This is a genomic window from Pseudomonas fluorescens (genome assembly GCF_900636825.1).
In the GTDB taxonomy this organism is placed as follows: Bacteria; Pseudomonadota; Gammaproteobacteria; order Pseudomonadales; family Pseudomonadaceae; genus Aquipseudomonas; species Aquipseudomonas fluorescens_BG.
This window is the reverse complement of sequence record NZ_LR134318.1, coordinates 1,246,929-1,271,960: the sequence shown is the minus strand read 5'-3', so window position 1 is coordinate 1,271,960 and position 25,032 is coordinate 1,246,929. Positions and strand designations below refer to the sequence as shown.

Genomic DNA, 25,032 nt, shown 5'->3' with positions numbered 1-25,032 from the left:
GACATCCATGCGCCAACCGGATATCGAGATTTACCTGAAAGACGCCGACGTTGACCACAAGGCCATTTCGGCCTGGCTCGGCGAAGCGCTGGGCCCGTGCAGCGACTGGGTACAGAAAGGCCAGACCTACAAGTGCAAGGCCGGCAACGTGCCGGTGACCTGGCTGCCGAAAGCCGTGGGCAAATGGAACAGCCTGTACCTGGAAAGCGACCAGACCCCATGGGACGACGACATCGCCTGCGCCCGCGCCGCATTCGCCGCGCTGAACGTCGAAGTACGTTGCGCGCCGGGCACGTGGGTCGAGGAAGAAGGTGAAGAAACAGCGGATCGCTGGATGCGCATCAGCGCCGACGGTGAAGAAGAGATCACCTGGAAAACCGCCTAACAGCAGCTGCAAGTTGTGAGCTGCAAGCTGCAAGCCTCAAGCGAAACTGCTTGTAGCTTGTGGCTTGCAGCTTGAAACTTGAAGCTGCTGTTACAGGCCTACAACATCTTCCGCCTGCAAGCCTTTGTCGCCAGTAATCACCGCGTACTCCACCTGCTGACCTTCAGTCAGCGAGCGATGCCCTTCGCCGCGAATCGCGCGGTAGTGCACGAACACGTCCACCCCGTCTTCGCGCTGAATAAAACCGTAGCCTTTGGCGTCGTTGAACCACTTAACGTTGCCGGTTTCACGTGTTGCCATCTGTTCATACTCCTTTCTTATTATTGAACAGGCTTTTCGCAGGAAAGCCTTCGAGGAACGTCAGCCTGCCTCCGACGTCCATAAAGGGCCCCGGCGACTGATCGCCGAGTATATGACAGGTGCAAAAAGTCTCAACAGGAGATTACTTCGCCGCTTTTTTGCCGATTTTCGCCCAATACGGCAAACTGTCCGCCCCGAGCGCCTGCTCGGTTTAATCCACTCACGCAGAAGCCGTATGACCCGTTCCCCGTTCCGCCGTCTTGTGTTTGGCACCCTGCGCCGCCTGCTGTATCTCTGGGTTCGCTCCGAGACCATCAATCAGTCGTCGTTCACCCTCAACCTCGACCGCAGTCGTCCGGTGTTCTACGTCCTGCAAAACCCCTCGCTGACCGATCTGGCCGTGCTCGATACCGAGTGCACCAAGGCCGGTCTGCCGCGTCCGGTGCTGCCGGTGTCGGTGGGTTCTCTGCTCGAGCCGGCAGCGTTTTTCTATCTGACGCCGGACCCGGACTGGCTCGGCCGCCAAGACAAACGCGGCGCGCCGCCGACCTTGACCCGCTTGGTCAGCGCGCTGTCGCAAAACGCCGCTGAAGACGCGCAGATCATTCCGGTCAGTGTGTTCTGGGGTCAGTCGCCGGATAGCGAAAACAGCCCATGGAAACTGTTGTTCGCCGACAGCTGGGCGGTCACCGGGCGTTTGCGCCGGCTGCTGAGCATCATCGTCCTTGGTCGCAAGACTCGCGTGCAATTCTCCGCACCGATTCAGCTGCGTGAGCTGATCGAGCACAACAAAGGTCACGAACGCACCGTGCGCATGGCCCAGCGGATCCTGCGCGTGCACTTCCGCAACCTCAAGGCAGCGGTGATCGGCCCCGACATTTCCCACCGCCGCAACCTGGTCAAAGGCCTGCTCAATCAGCCATTGGTCAAGCAGGCGATCCTCGACGAAGCCGAACGCGAAAACATCTCCCCGGAAAAAGCCAAGGCGCAGGCTTTGCGCTACGGCAACGAAATCGCCTCGGACTACACCTACACCGCGATCCGCTTTCTCGAAGTGGTGCTGAGCTGGTTCTGGAACAAGATTTACGACGGGATCAAGGTCAACCACATCGAAGGGGTGCAAAAGGTCGCCCAGGGTCACGAAGTGATCTACGTGCCTTGCCATCGCAGCCACATCGACTATTTGCTGCTGTCGTACTTGCTGTTTCGCAACGGCCTGACCCCGCCGCACATCGCCGCCGGGATCAACCTGAACATGCCGGTGATCGGCAGCCTGCTGCGCCGTGGCGGCGCGTTTTTCATGCGTCGCACATTCAAGGGCAATCCGCTGTACACCTCGGTGTTCAATGAATATCTGCACACACTGTTTACCAAGGGTTTTCCGGTCGAATATTTCGTTGAGGGCGGTCGCTCCCGCACGGGGCGCATGCTGCAACCGAAAACCGGGATGCTCGCCATTACGATGCGCAGCTTCCTGCGCTCGTCGCGCATGCCGATCGTGTTTGTTCCGGTGTACATCGGTTATGAGCGTGTGCTGGAAGGCCGTACCTACCTCGGCGAGCTGCGCGGCGCGAGCAAGAAGAAAGAGTCGATCTTCGATATTTTCAAAGTCATCGGCGCACTCAAACAGCGCTTCGGTCAGGTCGCGGTGAACTTCGGTGAGCCGATCAAGCTGGCGGAATTCCTCGACGCCGAGCAACCGGACTGGCGCCAGCAGGAACTCGGCCCGCAGTACAAACCGGCATGGCTCAACGAAACCACCAACCGCCTCGGCGAAAAAGTCGCGCAGCATCTGAACGAAGCGGCGGCGATCAACCCGGTCAATCTGGTGGCGCTGGCATTGCTGTCGACCACGCGCCTGGCGCTGGACGATCGCGCCATGGCGCGGGTGCTGGATCTGTGTCTGGCGCTGCTGCGCAAAGTCCCGTACTCGCCACACACCACCTTGCCGGAAGGCGACGGCCGCACACTGATCGAGCATGTCAAAGACATGGACTTGCTGTCCGAGCAGAACGATGCACTGGGCAAGATTCTCTATCTGGACGAGCAAAACGCCGTCCTGATGACCTACTACCGCAACAATGTTTTGCACATATTCGCCCTGCCGGCGTTGCTGGCGAGCTTTTTTCAAAGCGCCTCGCGCATGAGCCGCGAACAGATCCTGCGCTACACCCGCGCGCTGTATCCGTACTTGCAGTCGGAATTGTTCATTCGCTGGACCCTGGACGAATTGGACGCCGTGGTCGATCAGTGGCTGGAAGCACTGGTGGAACAAGGCCTGCTGCGGTTCGAGAAAGACGTCTACCTGCGTCCGGCGCCAAGCTCGCGACATTTCGTATTGCTGACGCTGTTGTCAAAGAGCATCGCCCAGACGTTGCAGCGTTTCTACATGACCGTGTCCTTGCTGCTCAACAGCGGCCAGAACAGCATCAGCGCCGAAGAGCTCGAAGACCTGTGCACGGTGATGGCTCAGCGTCTGTCGATTCTGCATGGCCTCAACGCTCCGGAGTTTTTCGACAAAAGCCTGTTCCGGCACTTCATCCAGACCCTGCTCGACCTCGACGTGCTGCGCCGCGACGAAGCAGGCAAGCTCAGTTATCACGAACTGCTCGGTGAACTTGCCGAAGGCGCGGCCAAGCGCGTATTGCCCGCAGATATTCGCCTGTCGATCCGCCAGGTCGCGCTGCATCGCAGTGAAGATGCGGCGGATCAGGTCACGCCACAGCCTGAGGTTTGAAGCCTTACCCCTGTGGGAGCGAGCCTGCTCGCGAAGACGGAGTGTCAGTCGACATTTATTTTGACTGAACCAGCGCTTTCGCGAGCAGGCTCGCTCCCACATTGAGAGGAGCTATACCCATGAAAAATGCTGACCCTCGCAGCCGCTGAAAATTCGCGTCGACACCGTCCGTTAATCCATTTTCGCCACAAGGAAGCCGCCATGCTCCGCCCTACTCTTCACTTCGCCGGCTTGTGTGCAGGCCTGATGATCTCTGCCAGCGCGCTGGCCCTTTCACTTGGCGATCTGTCACAAAAAGACGCCACCGGTGGCCTCAAGGATGCCCTGACTCAGGGTGCGCAAATCGCCGTCAAACAACTCGGCACCCCGGGCGGTTTCAGCAACAACCCCGAGGTGAAGATTGAACTACCGGGCAAACTCGGCAAAGCCGCGAGCAAGATGAAAGCTTTCGGCATGGGCGCCCAGGTCGAAGAGCTGGAAACCGCGATGAACAAAGCCGCCGAATCCGCCGTGACCCAGGCCCAGCCGATTCTGGTCGACGCCGTTAAGAAAATGAGCGTCGCCGACGCCAAGGGCATCCTCAGCGGTGGCAACGACTCCGCCACCCAATACCTGAACAAATCCAGCCGCGAACAGATCCGCGCGAAATTCCTGCCCATAGTCAAACAAGCCACCGACAAGGTCGGCGTCGCACAGAAATACAATTCCTTTGCAGGTCAAGCTGCGGCCTTCGGCGTAGTCGATGCGAAGAGCGCGAACGTTGAGAGCTACGTTACTGAACAGGCACTCAATGGTTTGTTCGAGATGATCGGCAAGCAGGAAGTAACAATTCGCCAGAACCCGGCCGCCGCGGCGACGAGTCTGGCGAAGAAGGTGTTTGGTACGTTGTAATTCCCAAGCCACAAAAAAGCCCGCCGACCGTCATAGGTTCAGCGGGCTTTTTTTGCGCATCCGCTTTGTGAATCGACCTGACCGAGGGCAAGATTCACCGCAGTTCAGCAAGGAAAATCCTCTGCCGATACGCAGGCATAGCGGGAAGTCGGGCTGATTACCAGAGCAACGTCGGGGATGGGATACCGAGTCAATATCCGCAAAAGAAACAGATCAAAAGCCCCTCACCCTAGCCCTCTCCCGGAGGGAGAGGGGACTGACCTAGGTGTTCAGGCGAAATACGCCGACTTGCGATACCGAGTTGAATGCAGATTTTGGAACGCCCAAAAATCGGCTCCCTCTCCCTCTCCCTCTCCCTCTCCCTCTCCCTCGGAAGATGGCTGGGGTGAGGGGCAGCAACAACACAAATCAAAGCCGAACACCCACGCTTTTCACCACTCAATAGGCCGAGTGTCAGCTCGCCTGCTCTTGATCTTGATCTTGATCCACCGGCGACGTCGGAAGGCTGAGTGGAGGGATTGATCCGGGCGTGGGAGCGCAGCGACCGTACGACGCAGTCGTACACAGCGGAAGGAGGTGCAGCGAAGCAAACCGGAGCCGCTGCGTCCGGATCGATCCCGCAGCGAAGGAACCCGAGCCTGCGAGGGCCGAACGCAGGAGCAAGCGTTTTGGGTTACCTTTTTGGCGTTTGAAAAAGGTGACCCGCCGTAAGGGCGGAACCGTAATCAGCAACACCCACAGCAACGGATATACACCCAACCCCCCCAAGTCATGGTCGGCCCGAAGGCCGCCACGACACAAAAACCTCAAGCCTCCTTACGCACCCGGAACCAAGCCGCATACAGCGCCGGCAAAAACAACAACGTCAACGCCGTAGCCACAATCAATCCACCCATGATCGCCACCGCCATCGGCCCAAAAAACACACTGCGCGACAGAGGAATCATCGCCAACACCGCCGCCAACGCCGTCAACACAATCGGTCGAAACCGCCGCACGGTCGCCTCGATAATCGCCTGCCAAGGCCTGAGCCCGGAAGCGATATCCTGCTCGATCTGATCGACCAGAATCACCGAATTGCGCATGATCATCCCGGACAACGCGATCGTGCCCAGCATCGCCACGAACCCGAACGGCTGGCGGAACACCATCAGAAACAATGTCACCCCGATCAGGCCCAACGGCGCCGTCAGGAACACCATCGCCGTGCGCGAAAAACTGCGCAATTGCACCATCAGCAAGGTCAGCACCACCACGATGAACATCGGCACCCCGGCATTCACCGACTTCTGTCCACGCTCGGAATCCTCCACCGTGCCGCCGACATCCAGCAGATACCCGTCAGGCAATTCGGCGCGAATCGGGTCCAGCGTCGGCATGATCTGCTTCACCAGTGTTGCCGGTTGCTCCTTGCCATAAATGTCCGCGCGGACCGTCACGTTCGGCAGCCGATTGCGGTGCCAGATGATGCCTTCCTCGAAACCATATTCCAGCGTTGCGATCTGCGACAACGACACGCTGCGGCCGTTATCCGTCGGCACAGCGAGGCTCGGCAACAACGACAATTCGGTGCGCTCGTGCACGGTGCCGCGCAGCAGAATCTCGATCAATTCGTTGTCTTCGCGATACTGGCTGACGCTGGAGCCGGTCAACGAACTCTGCAGAAACTTCGCCAGATTGGCCGTGCTCACGCCGAGCGCCCGCGCACGATCCTGATCGATGTTCAGGTACACGACCTTGCTCGGTTCTTCCCAATCCAGATGCACATTGACCACATGCGGATTTTCACGAACCTTGGCCGCCACCTTGCGCGCCAGCGCGCGGACCTCTTCGATATGTTCACCGGTAATCCGGAACTGCACCGGATAGCCAACCGGCGGACCGTTTTCCAGGCGCGTCACCCGCGAGCGCATGGCCGGGAATTGCTCGTTGAGGGTATCGATCAACCAACTGCGCAGCGCCTCCCGCTCCTCAATGGTTTTGGCCAACACCACGAACTGGGCGAAACTTGCCGCCGGGAGTTGTTGATCCAGCGGCAGGTAAAAACGCGGCGAGCCGGTGCCGACATACGCCACGTAGTTATCGATACCCGCGTGTTCCTTGAGCAGCGCTTCGAGGCGTTTGACCTCCGCCGTGGTATTTGCCAGCGAAACACCTTCGGCGAGTTTCAGATCGACCATCAACTCCAGTCGGTTGGAGGCCGGGAAGAACTGCTGCGGGACGAAGCGGAACAACATCACCGAGGCTATGAACAAGCCGACAGTGAGCACGATCACCGTTTTGCGGTGCGCCACGCACCACTCCACCAACCGCCGGACGCGCTGGTAAAACGGCGTCCCGTACGGATCCGGCTGACCATCACCGGTGCCATGTCTGGCCGCATGGATTTTCGCCAGATCAGGCAGCAGCCTCTCTCCCAGATACGGCACGAACACCACCGCCGCGACCCACGACGCGAGCAAGGCAATGGTCACCACCTGGAAAATCGATCGGGTGTATTCGCCTGTGCCGGACTGCGCGGTAGCAATCGGCAGGAAGCCGGCGGCGGTGATCAGCGTCCCGGTCAGCATCGGAAACGCCGTGCTGGTCCAGGCATAGCTCGCCGCGCGGACTCGGTCGAAGCCCTGTTCCATTTTGATCGCCATCATTTCCACGGCGATGATCGCGTCGTCCACCAGCAGCCCCAGCGCCAGCACCAACGCACCGAGAGAGATTTTGTGCAGGCCGATGTTGAGGTAATACATGCAGGCGAAGGTCATCGCCAGCACCAGCGGAATGGTCAACGCGACGACCATGCCGGTGCGCACGCCAAGAGAGAAAAAGCTCACCAGCAAGACAATCGCCAGCGCTTCGACCAATACCTGGACAAACTCACCGACGCCGGTTTTCACCGCGGCCGGTTGGTCGGAGACTTTGCGCAGTTGCATGCCGGCCGGGAGGTTTTTCTGGATCCGCGTGAACTCGACTTCCAGAGCCTTGCCCAGTACCAGGATGTCACCGCCATCCTTCATCGCCACGGCCAGACCGATCGCATCTTCAGCCATGAAACGCATGCGCGGCGACGGCGGATCGCTGAAACCGCGACGCACGTCTGCGATATCGGAGATACGGAACGTACGATCAGCGACCCGGATCGGGAAGTTTTTTATCTCGTCGACCGTCTGAAAATTTCCCGAGACGCGTAGCTGCAAACGCTCGCTGCCGGTCTCGAAAAACCCGGCGGTTGATACCGTATTTTGCTCTTGCAGCGCTTGTTGCACCGCAGCCAGTGGCAAACCGAGCGTGGCGAGTTTGACGTTGGACAACTCGACCCAGATCTTCTCGTCCTGTAACCCGAGCAGCTCGACCTTGCCGACATCCTTGACCCGTTGCAGCTGGATCTGAATGCGGTCGGCATAATCCTTGAGCACCGCATAGTCGAAACCGTCGCCGGTCAGTGCATAGATGTTGCCGAACGTGGTGCCGAATTCATCGTTGAAGAACGGCCCCTGGATATCCGGCGGCAAAGTCTGGCGAATATCGCCGACCTTCTTGCGCAACTGGTACCAGAGGTCAGGAATTTCCTTGGAGTGCATCGAATCGCGAGCGATGAAAGTCACCTGAGACTCACCGGGGCGGGAGAACGACATGATGCGTTCGTACACACCGGTTTCCATCAGCTTCTTTTCGATGCGCTCAGTCACCTGGCGCGAAACTTCCTGCGCCGTCGCACCGGGCCAGCGGGTCTGGATGACCATGGCTTTGAAGGTAAACGGCGGATCTTCACTCTGGCCAAGTTTGGTGTAGGACAAGGCGCCAACGATGGCCAGCAAAAGCATCAGGAACAGTACGATCTGGCGATTACGCAACGCCCATTCGGAGAGGTTGAAGCGCATCGGGGCTTACTCCTTGTTCGCCAGATTGACCACACGATTGCTGCGATCCACAGGTCGCACCTGCTGACCATCGAGCAACACGTGAACACCGGCAGCCACCACCCAGTCGCTGGCGTTCAGCCCTTCGAGTACCGACACGCTTTTCTCGCCGAACGGACCGACGCGCACCGGGGTTTTCTTCAACGTATTGTTGCCATCAACCACCCAGACGTAGGTCGCTCCGTTTTCAGCGGTCAGCGCGGAAAGCGGTATCGACAGCGAAACATTGTCGGCGGATTGCACGAAGACGCGCGCGCTTTGCCCCAGCTCGGCGGGGACTTTGCCGCTGGTGAAGGAGATCCTTGCGGCGAAGGTGCGTGAGCGCGGATCGGCGGACGGCGACAGTTCGCGGATCTGCCCGGCGAAGCGCTGGTTCTGCTGAGCCCATAATTCCACGGAAACCGGCTGGCCCACCTTGAAGCGGCCAAAGCTTTGCTCCGGCAGGCTGATCAGCACTTCACGCTCGCCGTCGGTGGCAAGGGTGAACACGGTTTGCCCGGCAGCGACCACCTGACCCACTTCCACCGAACGTTTGGCCACAACGCCATCCTGCGGCGCACGCAACACCGCGTAACTGGCCTGATTGGTCGATACGTTGAATTCGGCTTTGATTTGTTTAACGCGAGCTTCGCCGGAGCGGTATAGATTTTCGGCGTTATCGTAGGCCGAGCGGCTGACCATCTGCCGCTCCATCAGGGTCTTATAGCGATCACGCTCGGCACGCACCAGGTTCAGATTGGCCTCGGCGGCGGCGACCTGCGCGCGGGTGGCTTCCAGTTGCAGGCGCACGTCCTGCGGATCGAGTTCGGCCAGTGGCTGATCGGCCTTGACCCGCTGCCCCTCGTCGACCAGTCGTCGACTGACTTTGCCACCGATGCGGAAGGCCAGATCAGGCTCATAACGGGCGCGAACCTCGCCCGGGTAACTTTCCATTGCCTGCGTCGAGGGCTCGGGTTGCACCACCATGGCCGGTCGCACGGTGACTTTGGTCACCTCTTCCTGACCGCATGCCGATAAAAGGAACGCCAGACTGACTGGCACGGCAAAGGACAACGCATGGCGGAACATGGTGAAGGACCTTTCGCTAATGAGGCTTGGAATATTTATACTGGCGGGTATGGTATTAATAGCAAACTCACCAGTCCAGTATTAAAAGCGAAAAATGTCGAACAATCTCTCCGCTTCAAACGGCCCGGGCCGCCCCAAGGATCTGGCGAAACGCCAAGCGATCCTCGACGCGGCGAAAACCCTGTTTCTCTGTCATGGCTACGCGAACACCAGCATGGACGCGGTTGCCAGCGAAGCCGGCGTATCGAAGCTGACGGTCTACAGCCATTTCAATGACAAGGAAACGCTGTTCTCCGCCGCCGTGGTGGCGAAATGCGAAGAGCAATTGCCGCCGCTGTTCTTCGAATTGCCGGAAGGCGCACCCGTGGAAAATGTGTTGCTGAACATTGCCCGAGGCTTCCATCAACTGATCAACAGCGATGAATCGGTCAACCTGCATCGTCTCATCATGGCGCTGGGTAGCCAGGATCCGAAGCTGTCGCTGATTTTCTTCGAAGCCGGGCCCGAGCGCGTGGTTAATGGAATGGAGGGTTTACTGACGCAAATTCATGCCACTGGCGAGCTCAGCATCGATCAGCCACGAAATGCCGCCGAACACTTCTTCTGCCTGATCAAGGGTGCGGGGAATTTTCGGCTGCTGTATGGCTGTGGCGAGCCGCTGACCGGTGATGCAGCGGAGCGGCATGTGCGTGAGGTGGTGGGGTTGTTTATGCGGGCTTACAAACCCTGACTTCAAAGTTGACAGCACTGATGCCATCGCTGGCAAGCCAGCTCCCACATGGATCTGGGTGGTCACAACTCATGTGCACGCCGCAAAAACCTGTGGGAGCTGGCTTGCCAGCGATTCGGGCGACTCGGTCTTAAAGCTTGAGAGCTTTCTTCGGGTAGATGTCGTACCGACTCGATTTGCCATCCAGCGCATGACTCGGCTTCGGCCCTTCGATGCACGGCGCTTTGCGCGGCCGCTTGACCACCACCCGGTGCGTCGCCAAGGCCAGCGCCGCCTGCAACAGTGCAGGCGCGTCGGGATCATCGCCCACCAGCGGCCGGAACAGACGCATTTCCTTTTTCACCAGCGCCGTCTTCTCACGATGGGGAAACATCGGGTCGAGATAGATCACCTGCGGCGGCTCTCCTTCCCAGTTCTGCATGACTTCGATGGAGTTGCCCTTGAGCAATGTCATTCGCGCGACAATCGGCGCCACCTCGAAATCTTCCGCCGCCCGCGCCAGACCGTCTTCCAGCAATGCGCCGATCAATGGCTGACGCTCGATCAGGCTCATTTCACAGCCGAGGCTGGCCAACACAAACGCATCCTTGCCCAAGCCCGCCGTCGCATCCAGCACGCGCGGCCGTACGCCTTGAGCGACACCAACTGCCTTGGCGATCATCTGGCCACTGCCGCCGCCATACAGACGCCGATGCGCCGCGCCGCCTTCAACGAAGTCGACCCGCACCGGCCCCGGAGCATCCGGCCCAAGCTGTTGCAGCTGCAAACCCTGCTCGCCGACCTGCACAGCGAACTCGCCGTCAGCCACCTCAAGCGGCAGCCCGAGACGCTCGGCCCATTGCTCGGCTTGCGCTTGGAACGTCGGGCCAAGGGCCTCGACATGGATGCGGCAGGCCGCGGGTGAATCAATCATGAAAAAACGCTCAAAAAAAGTTAAGGATCGACAAAAACCGCCGATAAACCATTCAACGCGCATTTTGCCAGAGCTGAGCGTCAACCGAAAAAAATGTCAGCCATTCTTCCCACATCGATTGGCTACATCTCGCCCCATGGCGACTTCAGCCGTCAAAACACTCAAGCACTGAGCGGCGTCAGTCACCTGTGGCAGGATTTTTTTGCCCAGGCTCTGGCCGAGCAGACGAGTGCAGTGGTGCCTGCCTGTGGCACATTTCCCCCGGTTGACCTGAACAGCCCCGAAGAACCGACCATTGGCAGCGAGTTGCACGCGCATATTGTCAGCCAGCGCGAATGCGATGTGGTCGAAACCGTCGTACGCCCGCCAGAGCCACTGTTCCTGCCGATCGCCGAATTCGAAATGGATCTGCTGGACAAGCCGTTCCCGCCGTTCCCGCCTGAGGAACTCAAGGCTCAGCAAGAGCAACAGGACTTCGAAAGCAGCTGGGTTCGCCCGGTCGTGATCAACAACGGTCAGCCGCTGCCGGAGCCGGGCCCTGCCCCGCAGAAGCGTCCACTTTATCTGCCTATTGCCGAATTCGATCTGGATCTGCTGCAGAAGCCATACCCGCCGTTCCCGCCGGAAGAAATCGTCGAGCAACAAAAGGCACTGGACTTCGATAACGGCTGGGCGCGCCCGATCGTTCTGCAGAACCTGCGCCTCGCCGCCTGATCATCAGCGACAGACGCTCCATCGTCCGATATCGACATGAAAGTGATTGCGATGAGCGGCGTTGTAATCCGGGCTCAACACCACACTGAACGACTCACACGCGCCATCGCGCAGCTGACGCAGAAACTCCGCGTCCTGGTTTTGCTTCTGCCAGTCCTTGAGCACGCTGATGGTGCGTCCGTCCGCCAGCCGAAATCCGGCGATGTCCAGCGCATCGGCAGTGGCATGCCGACTCAGCGCGCCGCTGTCGCGGTTGTAGACATTGCGGCAGGCGAAACTGCCGAGATGATCGACACGCGTGACTTTCTCACCGTAAACGCCTTGCGCGGCGGGTTGCAGGGTGTGATGTTCGAACATCGCGTAGGCCACTGCCAGCGGGCAACTGGCGAGGAAACTGCTGCTGAGCGCCACCTCACCGCCCTGCACGCGCACGGCGCCAATCAGCGGACACTTGGCGCCGGGGCTGTCCGACTGACGGCTGATGCGCAGTTCCGAGCTGCTCAGTGCCTGGGCACAGAGTTGCGGATCGCTGCGCAAGCGCATGAGTTTGTATGCGGTCAGCCAATTGCGCGGGGCCTTGACGTCCAGCGCGGCCCAGGGATTCCACTGCGGCGGAACCTCCAGCCAACCGCGCCAGACACTCACCGCCGTGGCGCCGAGGGCGAGCAGTACCAGCCAGAATATCCAGCGCGCCATGTTCAGCCTTTGAATAACTGATTGGCCTTGGCGTACGGCATCGACTGCGACGTAAAACCGAAGGTGCCGGATTGCCGGATTTCTTCAGCAGCGCGGAAGAATTCACCAAGCGCCGCCAGTGCCAGCGCCGAACCGGTGCTGATGCGCCGCACGCCCATCTGCGCAAGTTGCTGCACGGTCAGGTTCAAACCGCCGGACATCAACACATTGACCGGTTTCGGCGCGACCGCGCGCACCACCGCCAGCACTTCTTCGGCACTGCGCAAACCCGGCGCGTACAACACGTCGGCCCCCGCCTCGGCAAATGCCTGCAAGCGGCGAATAGTGTCGTCAAGGTCGGGGTTGCCGTGCAGATAGTTTTCCGCGCGAGCGGTGAGGATGAAGGGAAACGGCAGCGTGCGCACTGCCGCGACGGCGGCTTCAATTCGCGCCACGGCGTGTTCGAAGCAATAGATCGGCGCCTCCGGGCGTCCCGTGGCATCTTCGATCGAACCGCCCACGGCGCCCGCCTCGGCGGCACGCAACAGGCTCTGCGCGGACTCCACTGGATCATCGGCAAAGCCGTTTTCCAGGTCCACACTCACCGGCAGATCGGTCGCAGCGACAATCGCGCGCACATTGGCCAGGGTTTCATCGAGGCTCAATGCGCCATCAGCCTTGCCTTGGGAAAAAGCATAGCCGGCGCTGGTCGTCGCCAGGGCCTGATAGCCGAGGCTGGCGAGCATTTTCGCCGATCCCGCATCCCACGGATTGGGAATGACGAAGATCCCCTGGCGTTCATGCAGGGCTTTGAAAGCTTGGGCTTTGAGGAGGTGTTGTTGACTGGTCTGGACGTCCATCGGCAGGCTCCCGGGCGAAAAAAAACCGCCTCAGAGCAGACCAAGTTGCTCGGCGGCGGGTTCTCTGTATAGCTCAGGCAGCGATGGCAGGCCAGGCAAACGTTGCATCAATTGTGCGTGAAAACGTTGCGCCAGTTTCGCGGCCAGCAAGTTGTCGGCGGTATGCAGGAAGATGTACGGCGTGCGCCCCTCTTCGATCCACTCGGCGATCTTCGCCACCCACGGCACAAGAAACGGATCGTTGGCTTCAAGCTCAGGATGCCCGATGAAACGCACCTGCGGAAATTGTGTGAACGCTGCCGGACGCGTCGGCACGCGCGGCTTTTTCGATTGGGCGTGAATCACCGAGGACTCGGTCGACAGGCAACTGAACAGCGCGCGCGGATCGAGGCAAATACGTTCGACGCCGCGATCAAGCAGCAGACGGTTGAGCAAGCGTTCGCTCTCGCCTTTGACGAAAAACTGCTCATTGCGCACTTCCACGGCCAACGGGCAATCCAGCGCATCGATAAACCCCGCCAGCTCCGGCAGGCGCTGGGGCGTGAAGCTTTTCGACAATTGCAGCCACAACGGCGAAACGCGCTCGCCGAGCGGCGCAAGTAGTTGCAGGAAGGTTTCGGCGGCGGTCAGTTGCTCTCGCAAATCGCCACTGTGGCTGATGTCGCCGGGAAATTTGGCGGTGAAACGAAAGTGCGCCGGCATGACATCGGCCCAACGCTGAACGGTAGCCGGCGATGGGCTGGCGTAGAAGGTCGTGTTGCCTTCAACGGCGTTGAATACTTGGGAATAGAGACCGAGGAAGTCGGAAGTTTTCGCATCTACCGGATATAAATACTCGCGCCAGGCGTTTTCGCTCCAGGACGGGCATCCGAGGTAGTAAGGCAATGCCATCAGATATACAGATCGAGGCCCAACACGTCTGCATCCCAATCAACGAAACCGGCGGTGCTAAGGTAACTGGCCAGGGCCATGGCTACGCTTTTCTTCATCGTGCGGTGGTAGATCATATCTTGCTGACGGGCAGGCAGATTGCTCAGGCGTTGCGCAGCGGCTTGTGCGGCACGCGCGGCCGATTGCGCTTCGGTCGGCAACTCCAGCTCGCCGTCGATGATATCGACGGACTCATCCAGCGCCGCATTGCCTTTGCGCGGCTTGCGCTTGATGGGATAGGACTGAGTGGAAACGCCGTCTATACGCATAATTTCATGCTCGGTATCAATGATGGCAATTTAGCGGCACTTGACCGACTTAGCAAACTGCCGAGTGATAACTAGAACACAGAAAGCGCAAAAGGTTTTAAGGCAGGCGAGATAAACTGACGATTGGCTATTGGAAGATCAAAAGATCGCAGCCTTCGGCAGCTCCTATAGGGATCACATTCCAACTGTAGGAGCTGCCGAAGGCTGCGATCTTTTAAAGACTCAACGAGCCTTGGGGGTGGCGACTTTATCGCGCAGGTAGACCGGTTGCGCGTCGTCCGCAGGGATCGATTCGCCGCGCTCCCAAGCGAAGCGCGCCAGGGTCAGCAAATCTTCGGCGTGGGGCAGCATGCCGGCATCGGCGCCACTAAGATTGACTGCGATGCGCTCGCCGTAACCCCAGCCAGTGCCAGCACCGAACCATTCGCCACTGGCATCGGCCGGCAGCGCGGCGACTTCCGGCGGCAACACCGCTTCGGCGCCGACCAGACGCATCTCCCCTGCCGTCTCGCGGTAGCAACCCCAATACACTTCATCCATCCGTGCATCGATCGCGGCGGCCACCTGATTCACGCCATGCTCACGAAAGGCACGCTGCGCCAGCACGGCAAGGTTGGACACCGGCAACACCGGGCGCTCCAGTGCGAACGCAAGACCCTGCACCACGCCGATGGCAATCCGCACGCCGGTAAATGCGCCTGGCCCGCGCCCGAAGGCAATCGCATCCACCGCCTGCAACGTGGTGCCGGCATCAGCCAGCAGTTGCTGAATCATCGGCAGCAGCTTCTGCGCGTGCAGGCGCGGGATCACCTCGTAATGGCTCGTGACCTTGCCGTCATGCAGCAAGGCAACGGAGCAAGCTTCAGTCGCGGTGTCCAGGGCCAGCAAGGTGCTCATCGATGTTTCCAAAACAGGGGTGGGAAAAAGGTGCGTCAGTATAAACAACTACGGCCCGCAAGCGGGCCGTGGATGATGCAGCGGGTCAGACTTTCAGCTCAGCGCTTCAAGGACCTTGGCAGTGATCGCCTCAACCGAACCGACGCCCGGAATGTGGCTGTACTTCGGCTTGCCACCATTGCCGGCCGACAGGTTCTGATAGAACTCCACCAGCGGCTTGGTCTGCGAATGGTAGACCGACAGGCGATGACGCACGGTTTCTTCGGTGTCGTCCTTGCGCTGCACCAGCTCGTCGCCAGTGATGTCGTCTTTACCAGCCAGTTTCGGCGGGTTGTAGACGAGGTGATAAACACGGCCGCTGGCTTCGTGAACACGACGACCGGCGATGCGTTGCACGATCTCTTCGTCTTCAACAGCGATTTCAACCACTGCATCCAGCTCGACGCCGGCAGTGACCAGCGCTTCAGCCTGCGGAATGGTGCGCGGGAAGCCGTCGAACAGGAAGCCGTTGGCGCAGTCTGGCTGAGCGATGCGATCCTTGACCAGGGCGATGATCAGGTCATCCGACACCAGGCCGCCGGCATCCATGATGCTCTTGGCTTGAACGCCCAGCGGAGTGCCGGCCTTGACCGCCGCACGCAGCATATCGCCGGTGGAAATTTGCGGAATGCCGAATTTTTCGGTGATGAACTTAGCCTGAGTACCTTTACCGGCCCCGGGAGCTCCCAGCAGAATGACGCGCATTAGATGTGCTCCTCAATTTTTTTATAAAAAGCTTTTACAAACAAAGGATTCGCCTCTTGGGACGAATCCTGAAAAATACGGGTCGTGGCCGCACAAACGGCCAAAGGCTGATCAAGATACACAGCAGGCTGCGCCCACACAAGACGCCAAAAGTCGGAGAAACCCAAGCGTCGCGCGACGTTGTGACGCGGTAACCCAAGTCGCAACCCCATCATTAACTGTCGCCTGGCGGCACTTTCTGCCGTCAGGCAACGCGGCATTCGGCGCGGGTTGCCGATGCCGCGTGCACCGCCGAAACCGTTACCCGGTATTTCGCAAACCGGCGGCGATCCCCGCCACAGACACCAGCAACGCCTGTTCCACCGGGCTGCCCTGCTCCACATTCTGCTGCCGCGAACGGGCCAGCAGTTCCGCCTGCAATAGATGAAGCGGGTCGAGGTAGGTGTTGCGCAATCGAATGAATTCAAGGGTGTCCGGGCTGTGCGCCAACAGCTGCGACTGCCCGGTCAGGCCAAGTACCACGGCGCACGCCTGCGACAATAGGTCGCGTAACTGCGCGCCCAACGGCAGCAGCTCCGGCTCGACCAGACGCTCGTCGTAGGACTGCGCGATATCGGCATCAGCCTTGGCCAGCACCATTTCCAGCATGTCGATGCGCGTGCGGAAGAACGGCCACTGCTCGCGCATCTGCCCGAGCAACTCGCCCTCGCCGCGTTCCAGTGCCTTGCTCAGCGCCGATTCCCAGCCGAGCCACGCCGGCAACATCAGCCGCGTCTGGGTCCAGCCGAAGATCCACGGAATTGCTCGCAGACTCTCGATCCCGCCCGCACGACGTTTCGCCGGACGACTGCCGAGGGGCAAACGTCCCAGCTCCTGCTCCGGGGTGGACTGGCGGAAGTACTCAACGAATTGCGGATTTTCCCGCACCACCTGACGGTAAGCGCTTACACCGTCAGCGGCCAATTCATCCATGAGATGGCGCCATTCAGGGGTTGGCGGTGGCGGCGGCAACAAAGTTGCTTCGAGCACGGCGGCCAGATAAAGATTGAGATTCTGCTCGGCAATGTCCGGCAGGCCGAATTTGAAACGGATCATTTCGCCCTGCTCGGTGGTACGGAAACGCCCGGCCACGGAGCCCGGTGGCTGCGACAGAATCGCCGCGTGCGCCGGACCGCCGCCACGCCCCACGGTGCCGCCGCGACCATGGAACAACAGCAGTTCGACTTGCTGCTCGCGGCAGATCTCCACCAAGCGTTCCTGCGCGCGATATTGCGCCCACGCCGCTGCGGTGGTGCCGGCATCCTTGGCAGAGTCGGAGTAACCGATCATCACTTCCTGCGGACCATGCAACCGCGCGCGGTAGCCCGGCAGCAGCAACAGCCGCTCCATCACCGGCCCAGCGTTGTCGAGATCGGCGAGGGTTTCGAACAATGGCACTACGCGCATCGGCCGCAGCACGCCGGATTCTTTGAGCAGCAGTTGCACGGCGAGCACATCGGAAGCAGCGCCAGCCATGGAAATCACGTAGGAGCCCAGCGAAGCAGCTGGGGCGGCGGCGATTTCCTTGCAGGTATTGAGTACTTCGGCGGTGTCGGCCGAGGGTTTGAAATGCGCCGGCAGCAAGGGCCGACGGTTGTTCAGTTCCCGGGTGAGGAAGGCGATGCGCTGTTCTTCATCCCATTCTTCGTAGCGACCGAGGCCCAGATAATCGGTGATTTCGGTCATTGCCGAACTGTGCCGCGTCGAATCCTGACGTACATCCAGACGCACCAGGAACAGGCCGAACGTCACCGCCCGACGCAAACAATCGAGCAGCGGGCCGTCGGCGATCACGCCCATGCCACAGTCGTGCAATGAGTTGAAACACAGCTCCAGTGGATCGAGCAGATCGCGATTGTCGCGCAGCACATCGACTGGTGCCGGCGTTGCCGTCGTCAATGCGGCATGCGCCCAGTTGCGTGTGGCGCGCAGGCGTTCGCGCAATTGCTTGAGCACCGCGCGATAGGGCTCGGCACTGTCGCCGGCCTTGGCTTTCAGGGCGTCGCTGGCCTGCTGCATCGACAGTTCGGCGGCGAGGTGATCGACATCGCGCAGATACAAGTCGGCAGCCATCCAGCGCGCCAGCAGCAACACTTCCCGGGTTACGGCGGCGGTGACGTTGGGGTTGCCGTCGCGATCGCCGCCCATCCACGAGGCAAAGCGGATCGGCGCCGCTTCCAGTGGCAAGCGCAGGCCTGTGGCGGCGAACAGCGCCTGATCAGCCTTGCGCATGTGATTGGGGATCGCTTGCCACAACGAATGCTCGATGACTGCAAAGCCCCATTTGGCTTCGTCGACCGGCGTCGGTCGGGTGCGGCGGATTTCTTCGGTGTGCCACGCTTCGGCAATCAGCCGTTGCAACGTGGTGTGGATCTGCTCGCGTTCGGCGCTGGTCAGGTCGCGATGATCCTGTGCGGCGAGTTGCGCGGCGATCGCATCGTACTTTTGAATCAGGGTGCGCCGCGCCACTTCGGTCGGGTGCGCGGTCAGCACCAGTTCGATTTCCAGTCGCGCCAGTTGCCGGGCGAGGGATTCGCCGCTGTGGCCTTCGCTGCGCAGGCGCGCAAGCAGTTCCGGCAATACCCGCGACTCGAACGGCGCAGGCTGCGACTCTTCGCGGCGATGGATCAGTTGGTACTGCTCGGCGATGTTCGCCAGGTTGAGAAACTGGTTGAAGGCCCGCGCGACCGGGAGCAATTCGTCTTCGCTCAATTGATTGAGGCTGGCGCTCAGTTCGGCGTCCATCGAGCCGCGTCGATCGGCTTTGGCGCCCTTGCGGATCTGCTCGATCTTGGCGAGGAACGCTTCGCCGTACTGGTCTCGAATGGTGTTGCCCAACAGCTCTCCGAGCAGGTGAACATCTTCGCGCAAGCGTGCATCAATATCGGTCATCAGCAGTTCTCCAACGGTAATCGCGACGGCGCAGAAACGAATGCTTTGCCAGAGAGTGCCGCTCTGCGCCGCTTCTTACAAGCAGGCGACGAAGGGACGTTAAACCTTGTGGGCGAAAGCTAGTCTCAACAATAAGCCGTACAACGGCTCGCCGCCGGCGCTGCCGGACACTCACCCTGGCCTGCCATCAGCAGGCGCAAAATGAGGTCATCATGAAAATTCGTGAACTCGCCCAGCATTGGGAAGAAAACGCCAAGGGTCGCCTGACCGATACTGGCTACACAATTCACCTGGATGTGGAGTCCGCCGCGCGCCTGGCGGCAATTGCCGAGATGTACCCCAAGCGCCATCCCGAAGAACTGCTCGGCGAACTGATCGGCGCGGCGCTCGAGGAGTTCGAAGCGAGCCTGCCGTATGTGAAGGGTTCAACCGTGGTGGCGACGGATGAGGAAGGTGATCCGCTGTACGAAGATGTCGGGCCGACACCACGTTTTCTGGCGTTGTCGCGGCGGCATTTGCATGACTTGTCGTCGTCCGAAACCAAGCAAAATCACTGATTCCTGACACCGAGAAACATGTGGGAGCGGGCTTGCCCGCGATGGCGTCAGTTCAGTCAAAAATGTGCTGAGCATGATGGCCTCATCGCTGGCAAGCCAGCTCCCACAGGGTCCTGATCGTCCCTGAAAGTTAGCTTAAAACTCACCCGCGCGTACCGCTTCAAACCGCCAAAGTTCCCGTTCTAGAGCCTTGTCCAAACGGTCAATTTAATTTTTGGCGATAGGCCATCTTTTCTGAACTTTTCAAAAATCCGTTCGGTCGGAACTGGTAACCCGCCTGGAACGAGCGTTTCAATTCGCGTGAACAAGCGATGCTTTCGCCTCCTCTTCCAGGATGGATTCAGTTGTACTTTCAGGAGATGCCTAATGGAGTTGAAGACCATGAAAACCCAAACCTCGTTTTCCCAATTGCGCGGTCTGAAACTGGCTGCTCTGGCGATCGGCACCAGCTTCGTTCTCGCTGGCTGCGCGGGTAACCCGCCGACCGAGCAATACGCAGTGACCCAATCGGCCGTCAACAGCGCGGTCAGCGCCGGCGGTACGGAATTCGCTGCAGTGGAAATGAAGCAGGCGCAGGACAAGCTGAAACAAGCTGAAATCGCCATGCACGACAAGAAGTATGACGAAGCCCGTCGCCTGTCCGAACAGGCTGAGTGGGACGCTCGCGTTGCAGAGCGCAAGGCACAGGCCGCCAAGGCCGAACAGGCTGTGAAGGATTCCCAGAAAGGTGTTCAGGAACTGCGTCAGGAAAGTCAGCGCACCGTGCAGTAAGCGCGCATCCCGATCGCAACGCTGAAACTTTTATCGATAGAAAGGACGAAAAATTATGCGTAAGCAACTGATGATCCCAGCTCTTCTGGCCGCAAGCGTTGCCCTGGCGGCATGCTCCACCCCGCCAAACCCGAACCTGGAACAAGCCCGCACCAACTACTCCGGCCTGCAGGCCAACCCGCAGGCGAGCAAAGTTGCGGCACTGGAAACCAAAGACGCCAGCGACTATCTGGACAAAGCCGACAAGGCTTATCTGGATAAAGAAGACGCGGCCAAGGTTGACCAACTGGCCTACCTGACCAACCAGCGCGTAGAAGTGGCCAAGCAGACCATCGCCCTGCGCACCGCTGAAAACAACCTGAAGAACGCCGCCGCCCAGCGCGCTCAGGCGCGTCTTGATGCTCGCGACCAGCAGATCAAACAGCTGCAGGACAGCCTCAACGCCAAGCAGACCGATCGCGGTACGCTGGTGACTTTCGGTGATGTGTTGTTCGCCACCAACAAGGCCGATCTGAAATCCAGCGGTCTGGTCAACATCAACAAACTGGCGCAGTTCCTTCAGGAAAACCCTGACCGCAAAGTGATCGTCGAGGGTTACACCGACAGCACCGGCGCAGCGAGCTACAACCAGTCGCTGTCCGAGCGTCGCGCAACCTCCGTGCAGATGGCACTGATCAAGATGGGCGTCGATCCTTCGCGCATCGTCGCTCAGGGTTATGGCAAGGAATACCCGGTAGCCGATAACGGCAGCGTCTCCGGCCGCGCAATGAACCGTCGTGTGGAAGTAACCATTTCCAACGACAACCAGCCAGTAGCACCGCGTTCTTCGGTGAGCTCGAACTAAGCTTCATCGCGAAACGCAAAAGCCCCGCCTGAGTTGATCAGGTGGGGCTTTTTTGTGGGAGCAGACATCGTAGCCCCTCACCCCAGCCCTCTCCCGAGGGAGAGGGAGCCGATTGGGGGATGCTGTGGATATCGGCCGGCGGGAAATTTTGTAGTGAATCCATAATCGACCCGGTCTTTCAGGTCGATCGATAGCGAAAAAACAACTCGGTCAGTCCCCTCTCCCTCTGGGAGAGGGTTAGGGTGAGGGCTGGGCCTGCAGGATCACTCTTGCAGCTTCTGCGGGGTTTCTTCGCCCATGCAGCGCACGGCTTTCTTCTGCGCATCGACTAACACGCCGGTCAGGCCTTTCTGCTCGGTATCGAACAACACCAGCACGCCATCGATGCACTGCGCCACCTGCGGCGCCGGCTGGAGCGAGATCTTATAGTCTTCGCCCGGCACCGTTTTGAGCATGGTGAACTCGTTGAGCAGCAACGCATCCTCGGGTTTGGCGAAGTGCAGGTAGCCGTAGTACCAGAGCGCCGCGACCGTGCCGAGGATGCTGCAGATTCCGGTGATGATCACCGGGATGGCGTTACGTTCTTCAGTCATTGCGGCTCTCATCTTCAGCATTCGGGGGTGTCGGATAATTGGGGATTTCGCCAAGGCGGCGCAGGCCGTTGAAATGCTCGGGATCGTCGAGATAGCGCAGCATGACCTGGCGCCACACCGGGTCACCAAAGGTTTGCACATGACCGCCGCGGGTCAGCTGCAACACGCGCGGTGGCGGCGCCGCCTGATAGAGGCGGATGCCGTTGGCCATCGGCACCAGCGGATCGTCGATGCTGTGGAAAATCAGCTTCGGCACGCCATTGAGCTGCGCCATCGAATTGATCGCACTGTCGCCGTCGGGCACCAGCCACGACAACGGCACCTGCAACGGCCAGGTCAGCCACGAGGTGCTCATCGCGTATTGGCCAACGCTGCGATAACTGGCGGGCACGCCATCCAGAATCAAAGCCTTGAGTTGTTTCTGCCGCTCTGGATGCTGCGCCAGCCAATGCACGGCCATCGAACCGCCGAGGCTCTGGCCAAGCAATATCAGCGGTTTCCCTTTGACCTCGGGCGCCTGGTCGAGCCAGGCGAACGCGGCGTCAATGTCCCGGTAGATCGCTGGCAAACTCGGCTTGCCCTCGGACAGGCCATATCCGCGATAGTCGACCAGCAGCACCTGATAGCCGTTCTTCGGCAGCCACCACGTGCCGCCCAAATGCATCGGCAAATTGCCGCCGTTGCCGTGCAAGTGCAGAACGGTGCCTTTGACCTCGACGCCGGGTTTGGCCGGCAGCCACCAGGCATTGAGCTTGAGGCCGTCGGCGGTGGTCAGGGTGACAGTGCGGTATTCGAGCTTGGCTTTGTCCGGGGTGAAGATCTGGCCCGGCTCGGGATAGAACAGCAGCGAACTGCAACCGCCGAGGGTCAGAAGCAGGCAAAGAATGCCGAGGATTCTCATCCGGTGAAACCTCGCAAGAAATTGGCAAACAATCGATTCAGAGAAAAACAAATAACCCTGTGGGAGCTGGCTTGCCAGCGATGGCGGTGGCTCAGCCAACATCAATATTGACTGACAGAATGCAATCGCTGGCAAGCCAGCTCCCACAGGGGATTGTGTGTGTGGTCTAGAGGATATTGGAGTAATCCGCTTCGATCCGGTCCAGGCTCAAATGGTTGAGGAAGTTGGAGAAGCACATCCACGCCGACAACGCATTCAGATCACGAAACTGGTCCGGAAGGTATTTCGGCGGCACCACAAGCCCTTCATCCACCAACTGGCGCAACGTACGCATGTCCTCCAGCGTGGTCTTGCCACAGAACAACAGCGGAATCTGCTCAAGCTTGCCCTTGCGCACGGCCAACTGAATGTAGTTGTAAACCATGATAAAGCCCTTGAGGTAGGACAAGTCTTTGGTGAATGGCAGACCGGTCGGCGTGGAGCCTCGAAAAACGCGGCTGGCGTTGCCGTAACTTTCCGCCATCTCGAAACCTTGCTCGCGGAAGAATTCGTAGATCTGCAGAAAGTCCGCGCCCTCCTCGACCATATGAATCGCGCGGGTGCGGTTGGTCAGCTTGCGCAGACGGCTCGGGTAGGAGGCGAAGGTGATGATTTCCATCAGGATCGCCAGGCCTTCCTGAGTCACCGTCGACGATGGCGGGCCTTTGGACAGGAAGGTACAAATCGGCTGGTTCAGACCATTGAGCGTGGTGCCGACGTGCACCAGACCTTCGTGGACTTCCAGCGCACGCACGTCGCGCTCGTTGAACAGCGCGTCGGTGCGGATCTTGATGTAATCGGCGCCCGCCGCCGCGTCGGCAACGATGCCGTCGGACTCGAATACGCGAATGGTTTCCTCGGCCTCACCGAACACCTTGTTCAGACGGGTTTGCAGCAGGTGCACGGCATCTTTGGCGGTGAGGGTTTTCGGTTCGTCCTTGAGGTCGCCGCGGCCATCGATGTTGTTCAGGTAATCGGACATCATCACGCCAAGGTCCGCCAGGGTCGGGTCACCGGCGTGGAACGCATCGGACGCGGCGCCGTACAGTTCCTGGGAGATCAGGCCGAAATCCTCGGTGCCGCGCGCTTCCAGCATGCGCACGACCATGCGGTATTCCTTGCACATGCGCCGCATGATCTGCCCGACCGGGTTGAACTGGCCGAGCTGGCGGGTGATGTCGCGTTCGATGTTCTGGAATTCCAGTTTGACCTTGCTCGAATCGAAACTCAGTGGCCGATTGAGGTAATAGTCGCGATCCACCGCCGGCATTTCCTTGCCTTTGGCCTTGAGGAAGCCCTTGCGCACGTTGTCGTCCCACTTGACCGCATCGAGTACGCGGATCGGTGTTTGCGCCAGCACAATGCGATCGGACAACATGCGTATCGTCTGCTGGTAATCGTCCACCCGAAACTCCTGTAGATAACGTGACGCTTTGAATGATTGGCCGCGGGCTCCCTGTAGGAGCTGCCGAAGGCTGCGATCTTTTGATTTTGTTTTTCAAGATCAAAAGATCGCAGCCTTCGGCAGCTCCTACAGGGGGATCGGCGTCAGACGGACGACTCTGCGTTACGCCGACGCCAATACCAGATGCATATACCGCGTCAGAATCCCGAGCATGTCCTCTTCGGCCATCGGCTCGGCATCATTGAGCAGGCCCTGATATTCCATCCGTCCGATAATCGCCGTCAACACCTTGGCATCCTGCTGCGGTTCGCGCGAGCCCAAGACCTGAAACAACTGGCAGGTGCCCTGCAACAAAATCTGCTGATGCGAGCGCACCAGAATCGCCAGGCGCGGGTTGAGCAGCGCTTCCTGACGGAACGCCTGCTCGGCCATCAGATGTTCGCGACGGTTCACCAGTTGCCGGTGCACATAGTCGGCCATCAACCGCGCAATGTCGTCGGCCAGTTGCGAGCGCGACTCGGGGCTACCGTCCGCGCTGACAACCATCTCGCGCAACAGACCTTCGTTGTTGATCCATAACTTGGCCATGTAGGCCGCGCTGCGTTCAACGTATTGGGCAAAGGTATCTGTGAGCAGGTCATCGATGTCCTTGAAGTAATACGTCGTCGCCGACAGTGGCACCCCGGCCTCGGCCGCCACCGCGCGGTGGCGCACGGCACGCACGCCGTCGCGCACGACAATGCGCATCGCCGCGTCGAGAATGTCCTGTCGACGCTGCTCACTGCCCTGTCGGCTGGCCTTGCGGCCCTGGTACTGAACACTTTCAGCGACCGCAGTGGCGATACCCGCTGCACCTTCTTGAGCTATTGCACCCATCACGACAGCACTTCCTCTGCTATTTGCAAATTAACCGATTGATACATTTGTACCAGACAGGCAATAAAAAGCCGCCTGTTTTAGGCGG

23 protein-coding genes are annotated in these 25,032 nt (G+C 59.7%); 8 read left to right on the top strand and 15 right to left on the bottom strand.

Annotated elements, in window-relative coordinates; genetic code table 11:
* Nucleotides 1-7: 7 nt before the first annotated feature.
* The gene (locus EL257_RS05735; protein ID WP_064120729.1) at nt 8-385 is read left to right on the top strand and encodes a hypothetical protein; all 378 of its coding nucleotides are present in this window, start codon (nt 8-10) and stop codon (nt 383-385) included.
* A 90-nt stretch (nt 386-475) separates the two neighbouring features.
* Here the strand turns inward: EL257_RS05735 and EL257_RS05730 are convergent, their stop codons facing one another.
* Nucleotides 476-685 carry a cold shock domain-containing protein gene (locus tag EL257_RS05730; RefSeq protein ID WP_126360609.1) on the bottom strand — a complete coding sequence of 70 codons (210 nt, stop codon included), beginning with the start codon at nt 683-685 and terminating at the stop codon, nt 476-478.
* Nucleotides 686-920: 235 nt separating this feature from the next.
* Between EL257_RS05730 and plsB the strand changes: the two genes are divergently transcribed.
* Together plsB and EL257_RS05720 are read left to right on the top strand one after the other, a co-directional pair.
* Nucleotides 921-3,422, top strand: coding sequence for a glycerol-3-phosphate 1-O-acyltransferase PlsB (gene plsB / locus EL257_RS05725; protein WP_126360607.1), 2,502 nt, complete (start codon nt 921-923; stop codon nt 3,420-3,422).
* Nucleotides 3,423-3,623: 201 nt separating this feature from the next.
* The gene (locus EL257_RS05720) at nt 3,624-4,313 is read left to right on the top strand and encodes a DUF4197 domain-containing protein (RefSeq protein WP_126360605.1); all 690 of its coding nucleotides are present in this window, start codon (nt 3,624-3,626) and stop codon (nt 4,311-4,313) included.
* A gap of 806 nt (nt 4,314-5,119) precedes the next feature.
* On the opposite strand, the gene EL257_RS05715 is transcribed toward EL257_RS05720, so the two are convergent.
* Together EL257_RS05715 and EL257_RS05710 are read right to left on the bottom strand one after the other, a co-directional pair.
* Nucleotides 5,120-8,188, bottom strand: a complete 3,069-nt coding sequence (locus EL257_RS05715; protein ID WP_126360604.1) for an efflux RND transporter permease subunit — start codon at nt 8,186-8,188, stop codon at nt 5,120-5,122.
* Between the two features lie 6 nt (nt 8,189-8,194).
* Nucleotides 8,195-9,295, bottom strand: coding sequence for an efflux RND transporter periplasmic adaptor subunit (locus EL257_RS05710; protein WP_126360602.1), 1,101 nt, complete (start codon nt 9,293-9,295; stop codon nt 8,195-8,197).
* 94 nt (nt 9,296-9,389) lie between these two features.
* On the opposite strand from EL257_RS05710, the gene EL257_RS05705 reads away from it, so the two are divergent.
* The gene (locus tag EL257_RS05705; protein WP_126360600.1) at nt 9,390-10,025 is read left to right on the top strand and encodes a TetR/AcrR family transcriptional regulator; all 636 of its coding nucleotides are present in this window, start codon (nt 9,390-9,392) and stop codon (nt 10,023-10,025) included.
* Between the two features lie 130 nt (nt 10,026-10,155).
* On the opposite strand, the gene EL257_RS05700 is transcribed toward EL257_RS05705, so the two are convergent.
* A complete protein-coding gene (locus EL257_RS05700; protein ID WP_126360598.1) occupies nt 10,156-10,938 on the bottom strand; it encodes a class I SAM-dependent methyltransferase in 783 nt (260 codons plus the stop codon).
* A gap of 93 nt (nt 10,939-11,031) precedes the next feature.
* Here EL257_RS05700 and EL257_RS05695 point away from each other — a divergent pair, with 93 nt between their 5' ends.
* Nucleotides 11,032-11,652 (top strand): energy transducer TonB, encoded by a 621-nt coding sequence (locus EL257_RS05695; RefSeq protein ID WP_126360596.1) that lies wholly within the window; start codon nt 11,032-11,034, stop codon nt 11,650-11,652.
* Nucleotides 11,653-11,655: 3 nt separating this feature from the next.
* Here the strand turns inward: EL257_RS05695 and EL257_RS05690 are convergent, their stop codons facing one another.
* From EL257_RS05690 to ppc, 7 genes are all read right to left on the bottom strand, one after another.
* Nucleotides 11,656-12,348, bottom strand: a complete 693-nt coding sequence (locus EL257_RS05690) for an extensin family protein (RefSeq protein ID WP_126360594.1) — start codon at nt 12,346-12,348, stop codon at nt 11,656-11,658.
* Between the two features lie 2 nt (nt 12,349-12,350).
* Entirely contained in the window at nt 12,351-13,187 is an 837-nt protein-coding gene (locus EL257_RS05685; RefSeq protein WP_126360592.1) for an isocitrate lyase/PEP mutase family protein, read from the bottom strand.
* A gap of 30 nt (nt 13,188-13,217) precedes the next feature.
* Nucleotides 13,218-14,078, bottom strand: a complete 861-nt coding sequence (locus EL257_RS05680) for a DUF72 domain-containing protein (protein ID WP_126360590.1) — start codon at nt 14,076-14,078, stop codon at nt 13,218-13,220.
* Nucleotides 14,078-14,386 (bottom strand): hypothetical protein, encoded by a 309-nt coding sequence (locus EL257_RS05675; protein ID WP_126360588.1) that lies wholly within the window; start codon nt 14,384-14,386, stop codon nt 14,078-14,080. Before EL257_RS05675 ends, EL257_RS05680 begins: the two co-directional genes overlap by 1 nt.
* Before the next feature lie 222 nt (nt 14,387-14,608).
* Nucleotides 14,609-15,283, bottom strand: a complete 675-nt coding sequence (tsaB, locus tag EL257_RS05670; protein ID WP_126360586.1) for a tRNA (adenosine(37)-N6)-threonylcarbamoyltransferase complex dimerization subunit type 1 TsaB — start codon at nt 15,281-15,283, stop codon at nt 14,609-14,611.
* Between the two features lie 93 nt (nt 15,284-15,376).
* Nucleotides 15,377-16,027, bottom strand: a complete 651-nt coding sequence (adk, locus tag EL257_RS05665) for an adenylate kinase (RefSeq protein WP_126360584.1) — start codon at nt 16,025-16,027, stop codon at nt 15,377-15,379.
* 300 nt (nt 16,028-16,327) lie between these two features.
* Complete coding sequence (gene ppc, locus EL257_RS05660; protein WP_126360581.1) at nt 16,328-18,958, bottom strand: phosphoenolpyruvate carboxylase; 2,631 nt, start codon at nt 18,956-18,958, stop codon at nt 16,328-16,330.
* A 212-nt stretch (nt 18,959-19,170) separates the two neighbouring features.
* On the opposite strand from ppc, the gene EL257_RS05655 reads away from it, so the two are divergent.
* The 3 genes from EL257_RS05655 to EL257_RS05645 all read left to right on the top strand — a co-directional run bounded on the left by EL257_RS05655 (nt 19,171) and on the right by EL257_RS05645 (nt 21,130).
* Nucleotides 19,171-19,515 carry a pilin assembly protein gene (locus EL257_RS05655; RefSeq protein WP_126360579.1) on the top strand — a complete coding sequence of 115 codons (345 nt, stop codon included), beginning with the start codon at nt 19,171-19,173 and terminating at the stop codon, nt 19,513-19,515.
* Between the two features lie 366 nt (nt 19,516-19,881).
* Nucleotides 19,882-20,286, top strand: coding sequence for a DUF4398 domain-containing protein (locus tag EL257_RS05650; protein WP_126360577.1), 405 nt, complete (start codon nt 19,882-19,884; stop codon nt 20,284-20,286).
* A gap of 55 nt (nt 20,287-20,341) precedes the next feature.
* Nucleotides 20,342-21,130, top strand: coding sequence for an OmpA family protein (locus tag EL257_RS05645; protein WP_126360575.1), 789 nt, complete (start codon nt 20,342-20,344; stop codon nt 21,128-21,130).
* A gap of 263 nt (nt 21,131-21,393) precedes the next feature.
* Here the strand turns inward: EL257_RS05645 and EL257_RS05640 are convergent, their stop codons facing one another.
* The 4 genes from EL257_RS05640 to EL257_RS05620 form a co-directional block, all read right to left on the bottom strand.
* Nucleotides 21,394-21,723: a hypothetical protein gene (locus EL257_RS05640; RefSeq protein ID WP_126360573.1), complete on the bottom strand. Its 330-nt coding sequence runs from the start codon at nt 21,721-21,723 to the stop codon at nt 21,394-21,396.
* Nucleotides 21,716-22,624, bottom strand: coding sequence for an alpha/beta hydrolase (locus tag EL257_RS05635; RefSeq protein WP_126360571.1), 909 nt, complete (start codon nt 22,622-22,624; stop codon nt 21,716-21,718). The genes EL257_RS05640 and EL257_RS05635 overlap by 8 nt, the downstream gene beginning before the upstream one ends.
* Nucleotides 22,625-22,790: 166 nt before the next feature.
* Nucleotides 22,791-24,041: a flavohemoglobin expression-modulating QEGLA motif protein gene (locus EL257_RS05630; protein WP_172604537.1), complete on the bottom strand. Its 1,251-nt coding sequence runs from the start codon at nt 24,039-24,041 to the stop codon at nt 22,791-22,793.
* Between the two features lie 189 nt (nt 24,042-24,230).
* On the bottom strand, nt 24,231-24,944 hold the full coding sequence (locus tag EL257_RS05620) for a TetR/AcrR family transcriptional regulator (protein WP_126360567.1): 714 nt from the start codon (nt 24,942-24,944) through the stop codon (nt 24,231-24,233).
* Nucleotides 24,945-25,032 lie beyond the last annotated feature (88 nt).